Origin of the sequence: Methylosinus sp. C49 (assembly GCF_009936375.1) — a bacterium.
Taxonomy (GTDB): Bacteria; Pseudomonadota; Alphaproteobacteria; order Rhizobiales; family Beijerinckiaceae; genus Methylosinus.
Genome location: NZ_AP022332.1, coordinates 1,508,503 through 1,527,304 on the forward strand (window position 1 = coordinate 1,508,503; position 18,802 = coordinate 1,527,304).

The 18,802-nt window shown below is 64.3% G+C and carries 16 protein-coding genes; 6 read left to right on the plus strand and 10 right to left on the minus strand.

Features of this window, described 5'->3' with window-relative positions; all coding sequences use genetic code 11:
- Positions 1-10: 10 nt before the first annotated feature.
- Positions 11-787, minus strand: a complete 777-nt coding sequence (xth, locus tag GYH34_RS07170; RefSeq protein ID WP_161912969.1) for an exodeoxyribonuclease III — start codon at positions 785-787, stop codon at positions 11-13.
- A 122-nt stretch (positions 788-909) separates the two neighbouring features.
- On the opposite strand from xth, the gene GYH34_RS07175 reads away from it, so the two are divergent.
- Entirely contained in the window at positions 910-1,527 is a 618-nt protein-coding gene (locus GYH34_RS07175) for an HAD family phosphatase (protein WP_161912970.1), read from the plus strand.
- A gap of 9 nt (positions 1,528-1,536) precedes the next feature.
- Here GYH34_RS07175 and pyrF read toward each other — a convergent pair whose 3' ends face one another.
- From pyrF to dnaK, 4 genes are all read right to left on the minus strand, one after another.
- Positions 1,537-2,253, minus strand: coding sequence for an orotidine-5'-phosphate decarboxylase (gene pyrF / locus GYH34_RS07180; protein WP_161912971.1), 717 nt, complete (start codon positions 2,251-2,253; stop codon positions 1,537-1,539).
- Between the two features lies 1 nt (position 2,254).
- Positions 2,255-2,860, minus strand: a complete 606-nt coding sequence (locus GYH34_RS07185; protein ID WP_161912972.1) for a methyltransferase domain-containing protein — start codon at positions 2,858-2,860, stop codon at positions 2,255-2,257.
- A 76-nt stretch (positions 2,861-2,936) separates the two neighbouring features.
- A complete protein-coding gene (dnaJ, locus tag GYH34_RS07190) occupies positions 2,937-4,058 on the minus strand; it encodes a molecular chaperone DnaJ (RefSeq protein WP_161912973.1) in 1,122 nt (373 codons plus the stop codon).
- Between the two features lie 540 nt (positions 4,059-4,598).
- The gene (dnaK, locus tag GYH34_RS07195) at positions 4,599-6,500 is read right to left on the minus strand and encodes a molecular chaperone DnaK (protein WP_161912974.1); all 1,902 of its coding nucleotides are present in this window, start codon (positions 6,498-6,500) and stop codon (positions 4,599-4,601) included.
- Between the two features lie 352 nt (positions 6,501-6,852).
- Between dnaK and GYH34_RS07200 the strand changes: the two genes are divergently transcribed.
- The 4 genes from GYH34_RS07200 to GYH34_RS07215 all read left to right on the plus strand — a co-directional run bounded on the left by GYH34_RS07200 (position 6,853) and on the right by GYH34_RS07215 (position 12,516).
- The gene (locus GYH34_RS07200) at positions 6,853-7,443 is read left to right on the plus strand and encodes a phosphatase PAP2 family protein (protein ID WP_161912975.1); all 591 of its coding nucleotides are present in this window, start codon (positions 6,853-6,855) and stop codon (positions 7,441-7,443) included.
- A gap of 168 nt (positions 7,444-7,611) precedes the next feature.
- On the plus strand, positions 7,612-8,697 hold the full coding sequence (locus GYH34_RS07205; RefSeq protein WP_161912976.1) for an efflux RND transporter periplasmic adaptor subunit: 1,086 nt from the start codon (positions 7,612-7,614) through the stop codon (positions 8,695-8,697).
- A gap of 11 nt (positions 8,698-8,708) precedes the next feature.
- A complete protein-coding gene (locus GYH34_RS07210) occupies positions 8,709-11,834 on the plus strand; it encodes an efflux RND transporter permease subunit (protein WP_161912977.1) in 3,126 nt (1,041 codons plus the stop codon).
- Positions 11,835-11,985: 151 nt separating this feature from the next.
- Positions 11,986-12,516 carry a hypothetical protein gene (locus GYH34_RS07215; protein ID WP_161912978.1) on the plus strand — a complete coding sequence of 177 codons (531 nt, stop codon included), beginning with the start codon at positions 11,986-11,988 and terminating at the stop codon, positions 12,514-12,516.
- A gap of 105 nt (positions 12,517-12,621) precedes the next feature.
- Here GYH34_RS07215 and GYH34_RS07220 read toward each other — a convergent pair whose 3' ends face one another.
- The 5 genes from GYH34_RS07220 to GYH34_RS07240 all read right to left on the minus strand — a co-directional run bounded on the left by GYH34_RS07220 (position 12,622) and on the right by GYH34_RS07240 (position 17,741).
- Positions 12,622-14,451: a tetratricopeptide repeat protein gene (locus GYH34_RS07220; protein ID WP_161912979.1), complete on the minus strand. Its 1,830-nt coding sequence runs from the start codon at positions 14,449-14,451 to the stop codon at positions 12,622-12,624.
- Positions 14,452-14,612: 161 nt separating this feature from the next.
- Positions 14,613-15,812 carry an ADP-forming succinate--CoA ligase subunit beta gene (gene sucC, locus GYH34_RS07225; RefSeq protein WP_161912980.1) on the minus strand — a complete coding sequence of 400 codons (1,200 nt, stop codon included), beginning with the start codon at positions 15,810-15,812 and terminating at the stop codon, positions 14,613-14,615.
- Between the two features lie 77 nt (positions 15,813-15,889).
- A complete protein-coding gene (gene mdh / locus GYH34_RS07230; RefSeq protein WP_161912981.1) occupies positions 15,890-16,852 on the minus strand; it encodes a malate dehydrogenase in 963 nt (320 codons plus the stop codon).
- A 179-nt stretch (positions 16,853-17,031) separates the two neighbouring features.
- On the minus strand, positions 17,032-17,454 hold the full coding sequence (locus tag GYH34_RS07235) for an EVE domain-containing protein (protein ID WP_161912982.1): 423 nt from the start codon (positions 17,452-17,454) through the stop codon (positions 17,032-17,034).
- The gene (locus GYH34_RS07240) at positions 17,454-17,741 is read right to left on the minus strand and encodes a YciI family protein (protein ID WP_161912983.1); all 288 of its coding nucleotides are present in this window, start codon (positions 17,739-17,741) and stop codon (positions 17,454-17,456) included. The genes GYH34_RS07235 and GYH34_RS07240 overlap by 1 nt, the downstream gene beginning before the upstream one ends.
- Positions 17,742-17,933: 192 nt before the next feature.
- Here GYH34_RS07240 and GYH34_RS07245 point away from each other — a divergent pair, with 192 nt between their 5' ends.
- Entirely contained in the window at positions 17,934-18,785 is an 852-nt protein-coding gene (locus tag GYH34_RS07245) for an AAA family ATPase (protein ID WP_161912984.1), read from the plus strand.
- Positions 18,786-18,802 lie beyond the last annotated feature (17 nt).

An 18,802-nucleotide genomic window follows, 5' to 3' on the forward strand; every position in this document is an offset into this window, starting at 1 on the left:
ATGATGGGAGTCATTCCAGCTCGCATCTGATCGGCACATGGTCGGAGGGCTTTGCGCCGGCGCGCAGCTCCTTGTCGATGGTCACGCTCTGCAAGCGATCGGCGGCCTGCGGCGAGAGCAGAAGATGGTCGATGCGAATGCCATTGTTCTTCTGCCAGGCGCCGGCCTGATAATCCCAGAATGTGTAGAGCCCGGCGGCGTCGGTGGAGGCGCGCAGCGCCTCCGTATAGCCGAGGTTCAGCAGCTCTTGGAATTTGGCCCGCGTCTGCGGCAGGAACAGCGCGTCGCCAGCCCAGGCTTTCGGGTCGTGAACGTCGCCGGCCGCGGGAATGACATTGTAGTCGCCGGCCAGAACCACCGGCTCCTCGAGCGCCAGAAGGCTCGCCGCATGGGCGATGAGGCAGTCCATGAAGGCGAGCTTATAGGCGTATTTCTCCGTGTCCGGCGGATTGCCATTGGGCAGATAGATGCTGGCGACGCGCAGCGCGCCATGATCGGTGGAGACGACGGCCTCTATGTAGCGCGCCTGCGGATCATGCTCGAATTTCGGCAGGCCGCGCACCACTTCTATCGGCGTCTTGGAGAGAATGGCGACGCCGTTGAATGTCTTCTGCCCATGCGTCTCGACATTATAGCCGAGATCCTCGATCTCCGCGCGCGGGAAGGCCTTGTCCTCGCATTTGATCTCTTGCAGGCACAATACGTCCGGCGCGACCTCGCGCAGATAGGCGGTGAGCGGCTCCAGCCGCTGGCGGACGGAATTGACGTTCCAAGTGGCGATGCGCAAGGCGGGCTCCCGGTCATGGACCGGACCTCGTCATAGCGCGCGCGGCGCCGGAATGAAACGTTCCGCTCCAATTGTCGTCACAGGCCGGCGCTATATGCTCGCCGCGAGCCTGGAGCCCCCGAATGTTCGTGAAATCCCACGTCACCACCGTCGTCTTCGATGTCGGCAATGTGCTGGTCGATTGGAATCCCCGCTATCTCTACCGCAAGCTCTTCGACGATTCGCAGGCGATGGAGCGCTTCCTCGGCGAGGTCTGCACCTTGGATTGGAATCTGGAATTGGATCGTGGCCGTCCCTTCGCCGAGGCGGTCGCCGAGCGCGTCGCGCTCTATCCCGATTTCGCCGATCTCATTCGCGCCTATGACGCGCGCTGGGACGAGATGATCGCTGGGCCAATCGCCGGCACGGTGGCGCTGCTGGAACGGCTCGCCGCGCGCGGGACGCCGCTCTATGCGCTCACCAATTTCTCGGATGAGAAATATGTGGAGACATTCCCGCGCTTCGATTTTTTCCAGCGCTTCGCGGGCGTCGTCGTCTCGGGCCGGGTGGGGCTGCTGAAGCCCGACGCCGCCATTTATCGGCTGCTGCTCGAGAGCTATGGGCTCGATCCGGCGTCCTGCATTTTCATCGATGATTCGGCGGCCAATGTGGAAGGCGCCCGCGCCGTCGGCATGCATGCGATGCGCTTCGAGAGCCCAGAGCAGGTCGAGCGGGATTTGCGGGAGCTGGCGCTGCTGTGAAGGGCGCGCTCACCCGCCCATAGCGGCGGAAATTTCCGCGACGATTCGTTCGGCGGCGGCGCGCGGGTCGGGCGCCTGCGTCACCGGTCGGCCGACGACGAGATGGTCCGCCCCGGCGGCGATAGCCTCGCCCGGCGTCATCACGCGCTTCTGATCGCCGAGCGCTGCGCCGGCGGGGCGCACGCCGGGCGTCACCAGCGCCATTTGCGGGCCGACCAGAGCGCGAATCGGCGCCACTTCCTGCGGCGACAGGATCAGCCCGTCGATTCCCGCATCCTTGGCCTGAGTCGCGCGACGCGAAACCAGCGCGGCGACGCCGATGGAATAGCCCGCCTCGGCGAGATCGGCATCGTCATAGGAGGTCATCACCGTGACGGCGAGCAGCCGCAGGCCGCTATCGCCCGCGCCCTGACGGGCGGCGCGCATCGTCTGCGGAAAGCCGTGAATGGTGAGGAAATCCGCGCCGAGCCGGGCGATCTGCCGCGTCGCGCGCTCCACCGTCTGGCCGATGTCGTGGAGCTTCAGATCGACGAAGACTTTTTTGCCGCCGGCCTTCAGCTCCTCGACCAGCGGCAGGCCGCCGCCATAGGCCAGCTCCATGCCGATCTTGTAGAAGGAGACCGAATCGCCGAGCCGCGCGACCAGCGCGCGCGCTGTCTCCACGCTATCGACGTCCAGCGCGACGATGAGGCGATCTCGCGCCGGGATCGTCGCGCCGCTCGTCATCTCAGCCGGCCTTGCGGCCGTAGCGCCACACGCGCGCCGGCGGAATATTCGCCCAGACCTGCGAGCCCACGGCCGTGAAGGCGGAGCCGTTCGGATGGCGTTTCAGCGGCATGGGCGAGAACAGGCCATAGGTGAACTGGATGATGATGCCGCCCGGCGCCATCATCTCGAAGCCCTGGTCGAGCAGGCGTAGCCGGTCCGATTCGGGCTGGTTGAGCAGCGGCAGGCTCGAGACGATTGTGGAGATCGGCCCGGACAGCTTGCCGGCGAGCGTCTGCTTCAGCGAATAGGCGTCGCCCTGCACCACCTCGACGCCCGGAAAGCGCTGGCGCAGGAGATCGCAGAACGCCGTCTCATATTCCACGAGCAGCAGGCGCGAGGCGGGAACCCCATGCTCCAGCAGCGCCTGCGTGACCGGGCCGGTGCCCGGTCCGAGCTCGACGATCGGCCCCTCGCGGGAGAGATCGACATAGCTCGCCATGGCGCGGGCGAGCATAGGCCCCGAGGGCGAGACGGCCCCGACGCCGCGTGGATTTTCCATCCAAGACCGCAGAAAGCGCGCATTATCGGCGAGAGCGGATTTCAGTGGCTCGATATTCAGTGACACGCTGAGACAGCCCCTCGATCGTTCCAAACGCGCGCGACCATGTATGAGGTCGCACGCCCGGTCAATGGCGTCCGCCTCATTTGCCGAACAGCTCTTTCATCTTCGCGAAGAAGCCCGTGGCCTCGGGATGCGTCTGGTGGGACGATTCCTCCTCGAATTCGGTGAGCAGCTCGCGTTGGCGCTTGGTGAGATTTTGCGGCGTCTCGACGCTGATCTGCACATAGAGATCGCCCGATTCGCGCCCGCGCAGCAAAGGCATGCCCTTGGCTTTCACCTTGATCTGCTTGCCGGTTTGGGCGCCTTCGGGGATTTTGATCTCGGTCTCGCCGCCGTCGATCGTATGCACGGTGATCTTGCCGCCGAGCGCCGCGCGCACCATGGAGATCGGCACGCGGCAATAGAGATCGGCGCCGTCGCGCTGGAAGAACGTATGCGGCTTCACCGACAGGAAAATATAGAGATCGCCGGAGGGGCCGCCGCGCAGCCCGGCCTCGCCCTCGCCGGCGAGGCGGATGCGCGTGCCGTCCTCGACGCCGGGCGGCACATTGACGGAGAGCGTGCGCTCTATGGTGGCGCGGCCGGTTCCGGAGCAGGAGGAGCAGGGATTGTCGATCACCTCGCCGCGGCCCTGGCAGGTGGGGCAGGTGCGCTCTATGGCGAAGAAGCCCTGCTGGGCGCGAACGCGGCCGTGGCCGGCGCAGGTGGGGCAGGTCTTGGGCTTGGAGCCCTTTTTCGCGCCGGTGCCGCCACAGGCCTCGCAGGAGACCGAGGTCGGCAGCTTCAAAGTCGCGGCCTTGCCGTGGAAGGCCTCCTCCAGCGTGATCTCCATATTGTAGCGCAGATCTGAGCCGCGCTCGCGAGCGGAGCCGCGGCCGCCGCCGCGCCGTCCCATCACCTCGCCGAAGAGATCGTCGAAAATATCGGCCATCGAGGCGGCGAAGCCGTCGCCGCCGCCAAAGCCGCCGCCGCCTTGCTCGAAGGCGGCATGGCCGAAACGGTCATAGGCGGCGCGCTTCTGCGTGTCGGAGAGGCATTGATAGGCCTCGTTGACCTCCTTGAAGCGCGCCTCGGCCTCCGAGTCGCCGGGATTGCGGTCGGGATGATATTGCATCGCGGCCTTGCGAAAGGCGATCTTCAGCTCGACGTCGGTCGAGGTCTTGGAAACGCCGAGAATCTCGTAGAAGTCGCGTTTGGACATGGGGTCGGTCGATAGGAGTTGGGGAAGGCGTCCTGCGGGCGGAAGCGCCGAGGATCGCAGCCGATATAGGAACTCGGAAAATTTGTTACCACGGTTTGACGGACGCGCCAAAGTCGCGTTTCCGAACCCGCTGGGACTTTCGCGCCTCGGCGAAACTGCGCCCCGAGCCTGTTCGTCAGCGTCCACTGTCTCAGCGCGAAAAGCGGGGCAGGCGTGAAAGCGAGGCTGGCCGCGCTCGCTCTCGACGCGCCTCTCCTTCTCCCACTCGTGGGAGAAGGTGGCCCGGCGCAGCCGGGTCGGATGAGGGTTCCGCGAGCTTAGAGCGCTTTCCGATCGAAGGGAATCGGTCGATCGATTAGAATTCGCTCCAACGAAAAAAGGCGAGAGCGCCATCCGATCCAATTGTATCGGATGGCGCTCTACCGCGTCGTCGAATGTCGGCGGAAAGCGACAGGTACCCTCATCCGACCCTCGCTGACGCAAGGGCTGCCTTCTCCCGCGAGCGGGAGAAGGGAGCGCCCTTTCTTACGACGAACCGCCTTACTTCTTCTTCTCGTCGCCGCCGACTTCCTTGAAGTCCGCGTCGATGACGTCGTCCTGCGCATGGGTCTCGCCCGCCGGGGCGGCGCCCTCGGACTGCTGGGCCTTGTACATCGCCTCGCCGAGCTTCATCGAAGCCTGGGTCAGCTCATTGGTCTTGGCCTTGATCGCCTCGGCGTCCTCGCCCTCGAGCGCGGTCTTCAGCGCCGCAATGGCGGCCTCGATCGCGCTCTTGTCGGCGGACGACACCTTGTCGCCGAACTCGGCCAGCGACTTCTCGGCCGAATGCACAGCGGCCTCGCCATGGTTCTTGGTGTCGACGAGCTCGCGACGCGCCTTGTCCTCGGTGGCGTGCGCCTCGGCGTCCTTGACCATCTTGTCGATGTCGGCGTCCGACAGGCCGCCCGAGGCCTGGATGCGGATCTGCTGCTCCTTGTTGGTGGCCTTGTCCTTCGCCGTCACATTGACGATGCCGTTGGCGTCGATGTCGAAGGTCACCTCGATCTGCGGCATGCCGCGCGGCGCCGGCGGAATGCCGACGAGATCGAACTGGCCGAGCAGCTTATTGTCCTGCGCCATCTCGCGCTCGCCCTGGAAGACGCGAATGGTGACGGCGGTCTGATTGTCCTCGGCCGTGGAGAACACCTGGCTCTTCTTGGTCGGGATGGTCGTGTTGCGGTCGATGAGGCGCGTGAACACGCCGCCCAAAGTCTCGATGCCGAGCGACAGAGGCGTCACGTCGAGCAGCAGAACGTCCTTCACATCGCCCTGCAGAACGCCGGCCTGCACCGCCGCGCCGATGGCGACCACCTCATCCGGATTGACGCCCTTGTGCGGCTCCTTGCCGAAGAACTGCTTCACCACCTCCTGCACCTTCGGCATGCGGGTCATGCCGCCGACGAGCACGACCTCGCCGATCTCGGCCGCCGAGAGGCCGGCGTCCTTCAGCGCCTTGCGGCAGGGCTCGATGGTGCGCTGGATGAGATCGTCGACCAGCGCCTCGAATTTCGCGCGCGTCAGCTTGAGGGTCAGATGCTTCGGGCCGGAGGAGTCGGCGGTGATGTAGGGAAGGTTGATCTCGGTCTGCGTCGCCGAGGAGAGCTCGATCTTCGCCTTCTCGGCGGCTTCCTTCAGGCGCTGAAGGGCGAGCTTGTCCTTGGTGAGATCGATGCCCTGCTCCTTCTTGAACTCGCCGGCGAGATATTCGACGAGACGGCTGTCGAAATCCTCGCCGCCGAGGAAGGTGTCGCCATTGGTGGACTTCACCTCGAACACGCCGTCGCCGATCTCGAGGATGGAGACGTCGAAGGTGCCGCCGCCGAGGTCATAGACCGCGATAGTGCCGGAGCCTTTCTTGTCCAGGCCATAGGCGAGCGCCGCCGCCGTCGGCTCGTTGATGATGCGCAGCACCTCGAGGCCGGCGATCTTGCCGGCGTCCTTGGTGGCCTGACGCTGGGCGTCGTTGAAATAGGCGGGAACGGTGATGACTGCCTGAGTGACGGTCTGGCCGAGATAGGCCTCGGCCGTCTCCTTCATCTTCTGCAGGATGAAGGCGGAAATCTGCGAGGGCGAATATTGCTTGCCGTCCGACTGCACCCAGGCGTCGCCATTGGGGGCCTTGACGATATTATAGGGGACGAGGCCGATGTCCTTCTTAGTCATCGGATCGTCGAAGGAGCGACCGATAAGTCGCTTGATCGCGAAGAAGGTGCGCTCTGGATTGGTCACCGCCTGGCGCTTGGCGGGCTGGCCGACGAGACGCTCTCCGTCCTCTGTGAAAGCGACGATGGACGGCGTCGTGCGGGCGCCTTCCGCGTTCTCGATGACCTTGGGGCTCGACCCTTCCATGACGGCCACGCAGGAATTGGTCGTGCCGAGGTCGATGCCGATGATTTTAGCCATATCGCCGTTCCTTTCGTTCTTTCGAAATCGGGTCCCGAAGCGGCCCGTATGTCGCCGATCCTTCGGCGGCTCGCATTTTCAGCCCGCCGCGCATCGGCTGTTCATCGTCACTTCAGATTGTAATCGGCCTGCATCGGCGCAAGTGCGATCTGCATATAGAGCGCGCCGGGCATATAGAATGAAGGCTCCCATTGCGGCAAGCGCCGTCGGGGCCGGGATTTTCTGTTCTTCCGTCGGCGCTGCCGCTCCGGCTCGCTTTCGCTTATTCTCCTCGCGGCGATTCGCGAAGCGAAGCTCGGCCGCGGACGAGCCCGCGCCTATTTCCGAACTCTGATTTCGAGCAGGCCGACGCGTGCTTCCCCACTCGATCGAACCCATTCTGCGAATCATCGCGGTCCTCGGCGACGCCGGCTTCGTCCTGCCGGCGAGCGGCGGCCTCGCCGCGGCGCTTTGGGCGGCTGGCGATCGCCGCGCGGCCGTCGCATTCCTCGGCGCCATAGCGGTCTGCGGCGTCATGGCGACCTTCGCCAAGATAATCTCCATGGCCTTCGGCCCGCCGGCGCTGCACAGCCCCAGCGGTCACGCCGCGCTCGCGGCGGCCTTCTTCCTGCCGCTCTCCGCAATTTTCATGCGCGTTCGCGAGAGACGCGCCGGAATTTTCGCCGCCGCCCTCTGCCTGGCGGCGGCCGTGCTCGTCGCCATCATCAGAGTTGCGCAGGGCGCGCATACGGAACCGGAGGCTTTCGCGGGATTTTTCATAGGCTTGGCGTCATTCGGCGTGTTTCTGCGCGCCGCCCCGGCGCAGGTCTCGATCGGCGCTCCGGCGATCATCGTCTTCTTCATCGCCGCTGTCGCGATTCAGTCCCAAATCGGGCTCAGCATAGAAGTGGAGGGGCCGCTCGAGCGCATTGCGACACGACTCGCCGAGATGCTGTCGCTCTAGCTCCAAATGTTTCTGTCTTGTTTCTTTTGCGCTTTCGAAAAGCTTCGAAGGCAAAGGGAGATAGCTTCTCCTCGCGTGACGCCGACGACGACGGACGATATTTGATTTTCATCACGAAGCGTGCGATTCGACCTTCAGGAATAGCGTTTTTGGCGGAGAGTCGCCGCAATGCAGAAGAGTCGATTGTTGCGGTCCGCGGCGGCGTTATCTGCCCTCCTCCTGCTGTCCGCCTGTGACAATTCCGCCCGCAAGGCCGAGGAGCCGGCGCGGGTCGTGCTGGTCGCGCCGGTTCATTACGCGCCGCGCACGCCGACACGCCAATTCGTCGCCGCCATCCGCCCCCGCGTCGAGACCGACCAATCCTTCCGCGTCGCCGGCAAGGTGGTGCGCCGCCTCGTCGAGAATGGGCAATCCGTCAAGGCCGGCGATCTTCTGGCCGTGCTGGACGAGGCCGATCTGCGCTTGCAGAAGGAGCAGGCCGAGGCGGAGCTTTCCGCCGCGCGCATGGCGCTGGAGCAGGCCGCCGCCGACGAGCGTCGGGCGCAGACCTTGCGCAAGGAGGGCTGGACCGCGCAGGCGGCGCTCGATCGTCAGAAAGCCCAGGCCGAGGAGGCGCGCGGCCGCCAGCAGCGCGCGCTGCGGGCTGTCGAGCTCGCCAAAAATGCGCTGGATTACGCCTCGCTGCGCGCCGATTCGGACGGCGTGGCGACAGCGACCTTCATCGAGCCGGGGCAGGTGGTCGCGGCGGGTCAGGCGGCGGTGCGCGTCGCCCGCGCCGGCGCGCTCGAGGCCGTCGTCGCTCTGCCGGAGGCCTTCGCCTCCTTGGCGGGAGCGGGGGAGGCGAGCCTCTTTCTCTGGTCCGATCCGGCCAAGACCTATCGCGCCAGACTGCGCGAGCTCGGCGCCTCCGCCGACGCCGCCACCCGCACCTTCTCCGCGCGCTATTCGATCGTCGGCGCCGATGAGAAGGTCGGGCTCGGCATGAGCGCGACGCTGACGCTCGCCGGCAAGGATAAGGGCGTCGCCGCGGCTCTGCCGCTGGCTGCTTTGTTCGATCAAGGCTCCGGCCCCTGCGTGTGGAAGGTGGAGGAGGGCGGCAAGCTCACCCTCGCGCCCGTCTCCGTGCTGCGCTACGAGGCCAAGACGGCGCTCATCGCCGGCGGCGTCGCCGAGGGCGACCGCGTGGTCGTTCTCGGCGCCCATAAGCTCGATCCCGGCCAGCGTGTGCGTCCGGTCGACGCCGAGAGTCTGTGAGGCGCGGGGCGATGGGCTTCAATCTCTCCCTCTGGGCGGTCAAGCGTCAGACGCTCACTCTGGCGCTGATTCTGGCCGTGGCCATCGCCGGGGTCTTCTCCTATTTCCATCTCGGCCGCGCCGAGGACCCGTCCTTCACCATCAAGGTCGCCAATCTCACCGCGATCTGGCCCGGCGTCACCGCGCTCGAGATGCGCGATCAGGTCGCCGACCGCCTGGAGAAGAAGCTGCAGGAGCTTCCCTATCTCGAGAAGATCGAGACCTATGTGAAGCCGAGCTTCCTGGCCATGCAGGTGACGTTCAAGGACACGACGCCGCCCGCGCAAGTGCCGAGCCTCTTCTATCAATTGCGCAAGAAGCTCCACGACATTCAGCCGGAGCTGCCGCAGGGCGTCATCGGCCCCGACGTCAATGACGAATTCGGCGACGTCGACGCCGTGCTCTACGCCGTGCATGGTTCCGGCGCCGATTATCACCAGCTCGATCGCGTGGTGGAGATGTTCCGCCAGCGCCTGCTGGAGACGCCGGACATTGTGAAGGTGAATGTCTATGGCGAGCAGGATCGCAAGATCTTCGTCGAGTTCAGCCAGGCCAAGCTCGCCAATCTCGGCGTCACGCCGCAGGCGCTGTTCGAATCGCTGGCCAAGCAGAATGCGGTGAACGCCTCCGGCGTTTTCGAGACGCCGGCCAATCGCGTGCCCTTGCGCGTCACCGGCGCGCTGAAGGGCGCGGAGGCGATCGCCGCGACGCCGGTGGAGGCGAGCGGCCATGTGTTTCGCCTCGGCGACGTCGCCGATGTCGTGTCCGGCTATCAGGACCCGCCGAACTTTCTAGCGCGCTACAAGGGCGAGCCGACCATCGTCGTCGGCGCGGTGATGGCCAAGGGCGGCAATGTGCTCACCCTCGGCAAGAATCTCGAGGCCACAATGGCCGAGGTTCGCGCCGAGACGCCGGTCGGCATAGAGATCACGCAGATCGCCGATCAGCCGACCGTCGTCTCTCATGCGGTCGGCGAGTTCACGCGCTCCTTCGTCGAGGCGCTGGTCATCGTCCTTTTCGTGAGCTTCGTCTCGCTCGGCTTTCGCACTGGAATCATCGTCGCTCTGTCGGCGCCGCTGGTGCTCGCCGTCGTCTTCGTGTTCATGAACGCCTTTGGCGTCGATCTTCAGCGCATCTCGCTCGGCGCGCTCATCATCGCGCTCGGCCTGCTGGTCGACGACGCCATCATCGCCGTCGAGATGATGACGGTGAAGATGGAGCAGGGCGAGGATCGCATCAGCGCGGCGACCTTCGCCTGGACGTCCACGGCCTTTCCCATGCTCACCGGCACTCTGGTGACGGTGGCGGGCTTCATGCCGGTCGGCTTCGCCGCTTCCTCGACCGGCGAATATACGGGCTCGCTGTTCTTCGTGCTGGCCGTGGCGCTCGTCGCCTCCTGGTTCGTCGCCGTGCTGTTCACGCCCTATCTCGGCGTGAAGCTGCTGCCGGATTTCTCGAGTCATGCGCATCACGATCCCGATGCGATCTATTCGACCCCCTTCTATCTCGGCCTGCGCCGGCTCATCACCTGGGCTGTCGACAATCGCCTGCTCGTCGTCTGCGCCACGGGCGGGATTTTCATCGCCGCCGTCCTCGGCTTCGGCCATGTGCAGAAGCAATTTTTCCCCATTTCCGAGCGGCCGGAGCTGTTCTTCCAGCTGCGCATGCCGGAGGGCTCGTCCATATTCGCGACGGCCGCGGCGGTGGACGAGGCCGAGAAGCTGCTGAAGGGCGATGAGGACGCGGTCCATTACACGAGCTATATCGGCCGCGGGCCGCCGCGCTTCTGGCTCGGCCTCAGCCCGGCGTTGCCCAATGAGGCCTATGCGGAGATCGTCATCGTCGCCAAGGATCTCGAGGCGCGCGAGCGGCTGAAGGCCCGCCTGTCCAAGGCGCTGGAGGATGGCGCCGTCTCGCAGGCGCGCGCCCGCGTCGATCGCTTCAACTTCGGCCCGCCGGTCGGCTTTCCGGTGCAGTTTCGCGTCATCGGCCGCGATCCGGCGGAGGTGCGCGCCATCGCCTATCGCGTGCGCGATGTCATGCGCGAGGACAAGTCCGTCGTCGAGCCGCATCTGCAATGGAACGAGCAGACGCCGGCGGTGCGGCTCGTCATCGATCAAGACCGCGCGCGCGTCATGGGCCTCACGCCGCAGGAGGTGGCGAACCGCCTGCAGATGATGGTCTCCGGCGTGACGATCACCAGCCTGCGCGACGGCATAGACCGCGTCGATGTGATCGCCCGCGCCACGCCCGGCGAGCGCGGCGATCTCGGGCGACTCGACGACATTGTGATCTTGACGCGCGCCGGCGCGCCTGTGCCGGTCTCGCAGATCGCCAAGATCGTCTATGAGCATGAGGAGCCGATCATCTGGCGGCGCAATCGCAACATGCTCGTCACCGTGCGCGCCGATGTGAAGGACGGCGTTCAGGCGCCGGACGTCACCAATCGCATCTGGCCGCGCCTCGCCGAGATTCGCGAGCATCTGCCGCCGGGCTATCGGCTCGAGATCGGCGGCGCGATCGAGGAATCCGCCAAGGCCAATTCCTCCATCGCCGCCGTGGCGCCGGTCATGATTCTCGTCATGCTGGTGATCGTGATGTTCCAGCTGCAGGATTTCACGCGGCTCGGCCTCGTGATGATGAGCGCGCCGCTCGGCCTCATCGGCTCCTCGCTGGCGCTCAATCTCGCGGGCGCGCCTTTCGGCTTCGTCGCTCTGCTCGGCCTCATCGCGCTCTCCGGCATGGATATGCGCAACTCGATCATATTGGTCGATCAGGTGCGTCAGGACCTCGAGAAGGGCGCCAATTATCGCGAGGCCATCATCGGCGCCACAGTGCGGCGCGCGCGGCCGGTGGCGCTCACCGCGATGGCCGCCATTCTCGGCATGATTCCGCTGACGCGTTCGCTGTTCTGGGGGCCGATGGCGCTCACCATAATGGGCGGCCTCTTCGTCGCGACCTTTCTGACGGTGCTGTTCCTGCCGGCGCTCTATGCGATGTGGTTCCGCCGCAAGCTCGGCGACACGCTGGTCGAGACGCCGCCGCCGCCGGCCGCTGCGCAATTCTCTTATAGCGAGCTGCCGAGGGTGGCGGAATGAGCGGGAGCCCGGCCCGCCGCGGCTGAAGCGGCTCGCCGAGCGTGGAAGGTAATAAGCCGCATTCCGGTTCGCCAGAATGCCGTTGATGATAGAGTGGCGCCATTGGGAGAGCGCTCTGCATCGAGCGCGCACTATTTTTTCGGAGCGGCATATGCGTAAATCATTGGCCGTGGCGGCCCTTTTGACCAATCTCCTCTGCGGCGCGACGGCCGTTCGCGCGGATGCGTCGCTGGAGGATGTCCGCGTCGCGCGACAAGTCATCGACGCGCTCCATTTGAGCGATCAAATGGCGGCGATTCTGCCGCAGCTCGTCGACGCCGTGGGGCGCGGGCTCACCGCGCATTATCCCCAGCATGCCCGAGAGATTTCCGAGATCTTGCCGCGGCTGAAAGTCAAAGCGGCGGCGCGGATCGACGAATTCATGAGCCTCATGGCCACGGCCTTGGCCCCGAAGCTGTCGTCGACGGAGCTGCGCGAGCTGCGGAGCTTCGCCACCGGACCGCGCGACGTCTCGGCGCGCGACGATTTCGCGCGCTCGCCGACAGGAATCAAATTCTTCTCCCTGCGCGAAGAGTTCAAGCGCGAAATGCGGGAGCGGGGAGAGCAATGGGGCGCGAAAATAGGCCGCGAGGTCGATGAGGAATTCAAGGCCGAGCTGAAGAGCCGCGGCGTCCATTTATAGAAACGTCCAGTCTTTGAAAAAGAATTGCGCCGCGCCTTCGTCGAGAAGGGCGGCGCTGAAACCTCCAGAGAAATATGCGGCTCGAGGGGAGCGATTCCCGTCCCCTCAGCCGCCGTTCTTCTTCTTGCTCTGATCGCTGGCGATGGGCGAGGCGTCGGAGAGGCCCTTGTCGATCTTCTCCAGGATCTTCGGCAGATCATCGGGATCAGGATTCATGTCGCGCGCGTGATTCCATTGGAAGCGCGCCTCGAGCTTGCGATTGACGCGCCAATAGGCGTCGCCGAGATGGTCGTTGATGACCGGATCGGAGGGCTTGAGATCGACCGCCTTCTCGAGCTCGCGCACCGCCTCGTCATAGCGGCCGAGCCGGTAATAGGCCCAGCCGAGACTGTCGACGACATAGCCGTCGCGGGCGCGCAGATCGACGGCGCGGCGCAGCATTTTGAACGCCTCGTCGAGATTGACGCCCTGATCCACCCAGGAATAGCCGAGGTAGTTCAGGACCAGCGGCTGATCGGGATAGAGCTCCAGCGCCTTTTTGAGATCGGACTCGGCGGTCGGCCAGTTCTTGCGGCGCTCATTGGCGATGCCGCGATAATAATAGAGCAGCCACTGGCTCTTGTCGGTCTGCGGCTGCAGGTCCAGCACCTTGGTGTAGGTCGTGACCGAATCGGCGAAGAGCTTGCGCGAGCGCTGAATATTGCCGAGCGCTGTCAGCGCCTCCTGATCCTTGGGATGCTCGACGATCACCGCCTGGAGGTGGTCGGTGGCTTCCTTGGTCTTGCCGAGCGTCTCCAGCAGCAGCGCCGCCTGCACATCGGCGTTGACGCGCAACGGGCTGTCCTTCGGCACGCTGTCATAGAGATCTATGGCGATCTCCTCCTGCTTCATGCGCTCATAGATATCGGCGAGCGTGATCGTCGCCAGCGCATTGTTCGGCGCGAGGAAGAGTGAGAGGCGCAGATAGATCAGCGAGGCGAGCTCGTCGCCCTGGCGGCCGCCGATCGCGCCGAGACCATAGAGAACCTCGGCCGCGCCGGCGTCGGCGTCGCGCACGAAGGGGGCGAGCGGCTTGCCCGCGTCTATGTCGGCGATCGCTGCGGTGACGATGGGATGACGCGGGGCGAGATCGTCGAAGGCGCGATAGACGCGGCGCGCCTCCTCGCGGCTGCCGTGGGTGACGAGGAAACGCCCATAAGCGTCGACGAGGCGCAGCGTGTTGCGCTCGGACCCATAGGCGGATTTGAAGCGCTTTGTCGCCTCCGCCTTGTCGCCATTCTTGGCCGCGTCGACGATGAGCGCCGCATGATAGTCGCGGAAGACGGCGAAGGCGTCTTCCTTCAGCTTGTCGGCCGTGGCCAGCGCTTGGCGGGTCTCGCCGGCGCCCGCATAGGCCCAGGCGGTGAGCAGCGTGGAGGTGACGTCATGCTTGCGGTCGAGGCCGCCCTTGGCGAGGACGGCGCGCGCCTTGGCGAATTTCTTGGCCTTTATCGCCTCGACGCCGAGCGTCAGATTGGCGAGGCCATTGTTTTTGTCGAAGGTCGCGACGCGGGCGGCGAGGGCGAAGGCCTCCTGCATATTGCCATTGGCGAGAGCGGCGACGAAGGCGCGCTCGGTCAGCTCGCGATTGCGCGGATCATTGCGCAGCGCCTCGCGGAAAAATGTGGATGCGGCCAGCGTGTCGCGTTCCGCTCCGGCGACGATGGCGGCGAGATAATTGCCGGACGCGCTCTCGCCGACCTCGAAGGGCGTGGCGATAGAGAGAGTCGATTCGCGGGCATGAGCCGAGCCCTCGCCGACGAAGGAGACTTTGCCGGCAAAATCATCGACGCCGAGCGAAAGCGCGCAAAACGCCGCGGCGGCATAGGCCGCTCGGGTCGAGAAAGAGCGAACGCGGCGCCGTCTCGGCGCATCGGACGAGAAGAATCTGTTCACGTGCTGTTTCCCGCAATCGGCCGCAGCGGCGCGGCGCCGGCGCGCCCCGAAAGAGGCCGCCGAGCGCCACCATCATGCGGGAAGATGGCTGTTTTGAGCCGCCCCCGCAAGTGCGAAATATCCCAACGGGAGAAGCCGCCTCTTGTCGCGAAAGCGTCGCGTCAGCTCCGTCCGCGCACGGCGGCGACGATCTTCTGCGCGGCGTCGTCGAGATCGTCGGCGGGGATCACATCGAGGCCCGAGCTGGAAATAATTTCCTTGCCGAGATCGACATTGGTGCCCTCGAGACGCACCACCAGCGGCACGGCGAGGCCCACTTCCTTCACCGCGGCGATAACGCCCTCGGCGATGACGTCGCAGCGCATGATGCCGCCGAAGATGTTGACGAGAATGCCCTTCACCTTCGGGTCGGCGGTGATGATCTTGAAGGCGGCCGTCACCTTCTCCTTGGTGGCGCCGCCGCCGACGTCGAGGAAGTTGGCGGGATTCTCGCCATAGAGCTTGATGATGTCCATCGTCGCCATTGCGAGGCCGGCGCCATTCACCATGCAGCCGATGGTGCCGTCGAGCGCGATATAGGCCAGCTCATATTTGGAGGCCTCGATCTCCTTCTCGTCCTCCTCGGTCTTGTCGCGCAGCGCGACCACATCGGGATGACGATAGAGCGCGTTGTCGTCGAAGGAGATCTTCGCGTCGAGGCAGCGCAGCTTCCCGTCCTTGGTGACGATCAGCGGATTGATCTCGAGCAGCTCCATATCCTTGGCGACAAAGGCCGAGAACAGGCGCTCGGTGAGCGAGACCGCCTCCTTCACCAGCGGGCCGGTGAGGCCGAGCGCGTCGGCGACGCGGCGGCCGTGATGCGGCAGAACGCCGGTCGCCGGATCGACGGCGAAAGTCACGATCTTCTCGGGCGTCGCATGGGCGACGGCCTCGATATCCGTGCCGCCCTCGGTGGAGACGACGAAGGAGACGCGCGACGTGGCGCGATCGATCAGCAGCGAGAGATAGAATTCCTTGTCGATATCGGCCCCGTCCTCGATATAGAGGCGGTTGACCTGCTTGCCGGCCTCGCCCGTCTGCACCGTGACCAGCGTCGAGCCCAGCATCTCCTTGGCGAAGGTCTCGACCTCGTCGAGCGAGCGGGCGAGGCGTACGCCGCCCTTCTCGCCGGCCGAAGCCTCCTTGAACTTGCCCTTGCCGCGGCCGCCGGCGTGGATCTGCGCCTTGACGACATAGACGGGGCCGGGCAGGCCGCTCGCGGCCTGGCGCGCCTCGTCGGCGGCGAGCGCCGGAGCGCCTTCGGCGACCGGGGCGCCGAACTCACGCAGGATGGCTTTGGCCTGATATTCGTGGATGTTCATTTCTCACCGATCCTGATTGCGACCTCACGTCGCGACAACGCGCCCCTCGCCGGGGGCGGAAACGGGGCTCAGCGCGCTCAGGCGAAGGCGGGGTCGAGCGCTTTGCTGGCGGCGATCAGCGTCTTAACCGAGCCGACGGATTTGTCGAACATCTGCTGCTCGGCCGCATCGAGCGAAATCTCGACGATGCGCTCCACGCCATTGGCGCCGATGACCACGGGCACGCCGACATAGAGCCCGCTGACGCCATATTGGCCGTCGAGATAGGCGGCGCAGGGCAGCACGCGGCGCTTGTCCTTCAGATAGCTCTCCGCCATGGCGATGGCCGCGGAGGCCGGCGCGTAATAGGCCGAGCCGGTCTTCAGCAGGCCGACGATCTCGCCGCCGCCCTTGCGCGTGCGGTCGACGATGGCGTCGATCTTCGCCTGAGTGGTCCAGCCCATAGCGACGAGATCGGGCAGGGGAATGCCGGCGACGGTCGAGTAGCGCACGGAGGGAACCATGTCGTCGCCATGGCCGCCGAGCACGAAGGCGCTCACATCCTCCACCGAGACGTTCAGCTCCTCGGCCAGAAAGAATCGGAAGCGCGCCGAATCGAGCACGCCCGCCATGCCGACGACCTTATTGGTCGGCAGGCCGCTTGCCTTCTGCAGCGCCCAGACCATGACGTCGAGCGGATTGGTGATGCAGATGACGAAAGCGTTCGGCGCATAGGCCTTGATGCCGGCGCCGACCTTGGAGACGACGCCGAGATTGATGGTCAGCAGATCGTCGCGGCTCATGCCGGGCTGGCGTGGCACGCCCGCTGTCACGATGACGACATCGGCGCCGGCGATGGCGGAATAATCGTCCGCGCCGGCGATGCGCGCGTCGAATCCCTCGACAGGCGCGGATTGGGAGAGGTCGAGCGCCTTGCCCTGAGGCACGCCGCTCGCGATGTCGAACAATACGACGTCGCCGAGCTCCTTGAGGCCGATGAGATGGGCCAGCGTCCCGCCGATATGGCCGGCGCCGATCAGGGCGATTTTCTTGCGCGCCATCTTTTCTCCTATGGGCGTGCCTGGAAATAAACTGCTAGCGCGCTTTTTCCCGTCTGAAAAGGCGAGAGTCGCTTCTAGCGAAGCTTCGCACGAAAATTGAGCAAGCGCGCGCGCCTGCGCCGCGCGGCTGTGGAAATAGGCTGTTCCGAACCGCTCTCCTTCCGTCGCCGCTCGGTGGGCTAGAGCGCGTCCACGCCGCCGAGCGAGAGAATGAGCTTCCACTCCTCGTCCGAGACGGGCTGCACCGACAGGCGAGAATTATTGACCAGCACCATTTCGGAAAGGCGCGGATCGGACTTGATCTCGGCGAGCGTCACCGGCCGCGCGAAAGGCGCGATGGCCTTTATATCGACCATGCCGAATTTGCCGCTCTCATCCGTATGGTCGGGGTAATAGGTCTTGATGACCTCCACCACGCCGACGACGGCCTTGTCCTCGTTGGAATGGTAGAAGAAGCCGCGCTCGCCGATCTGCATCGCCATCAGCTGCTTCTTGGCGAGATGGTTGCGCACGCCGTTCCAGAAGGTGCCTTTCGCGCCGGCAGCGACCTGCTGGTCCCAGGACCAGGTCTTGGGCTCGCTCTTGAACAGCCAATGCGCCATCAGAGCTCGGCCCCCACCACACGCTTCCAAGGCTTCACCTCGACGCTCGCGAACAGCCCGGCCTTCGCGTAAGGGTCCTCGGCGAGCAGAGCCTGCGCCGCCGCCGCATCCGCCGCCTCGACGATCAGCAGCGAGCCGACGGGCTTCTCGGCCGAATCGAGAAACGGCCCGCCGAGCTTCACCTGCGCCGCATTGGCGGCGAGAAAGGCGAGATGCGCCTCGCGGGTGGCGAGCCGAAGCTCGACATGGTTCGGCTTGTCCAGGCAGAGAGCGGCGAAGAGCGGCAAAGCGGCCTCGTGAAAAAAGGGGGAAGCGACGGCGGGGCTTTGTTTCTCAGAGTGAGCGCTCGTGGTCAACCCAGGTTCAACCCGCTCCAGTGTGGCTCCGACCGTCTAGCGTATACTGTACCTTGAAATGTGCCCAGCGATACGGCAGATTGGGGTAGTGTTACAGACTGGGGTTGATTTTGGGAGTTTCAGGTGGCTGGCAAAGTTGTATCTGTATTAAATATGAAAGGGGGCGTAGGAAAGACCACGGTTTCTGCCCACGTTCTACCGTATTTTTTCTTTTCAAAGAAGAAGGCGGTTCTTTTGGTGGATCTAGATCCGCAATTTAATTTGACACAGACACTGATGCCGCGGCGAGATTATGAGAAGTACAAGGCTGCTAATAGAACTATTTTCAGTGCGATGGAGCCTCCATCGGGCGTGGGGCTTCTCGATGTAAACGTTGCAGATGCCCCTGTGCCCAAGGCGTGGGATTTAGCTCCCCGTCTCCGAGAGTACGATGATGGTTTCGTGGACTTAGTATTAGGTGATTTCGATCTTGTAAAATACAGCCTCATTCCGGAAAAGCATAAGCTTGATAAGGTAGCCACAAGATTCTTAAAATTTGTTGGGCAAGCGAAAGACGATTATGATTTAATTGTAATAGACTGCAACCCGAGCAGTTCATTCATAACGCAATGCGCGCTGCAGGCTTGTAGCGCATTATTAGTTCCGATTAAGGCGGAGACCTACTCGTTACTCGGCCTTGAACTCCTTGCAAAATATGTCAATGAAATGCCTCTAATTTATCCGAAGCCTTCCATGTCCGTGCTGATAAATGCAGGGCCTACGGCCGAAATTACAGCTTTGACCGAAAATGAGCTTCGTGGGCATAAAACGTTTGGGCCTACTGTATTGGCAAATCATTTACCATATTCCAGACTTCTTGCTGCTAAGCCTGGGGAAATTGGGTTTGCGACAAAAAAAGGAAAGCCATACAGCTACGATCTGGGGTTTCGCTTTACAAGCATTGTTGACGAGCTAGCGCAGAGGTGGGGGCTATGAGTCAGCGCAACATAGAT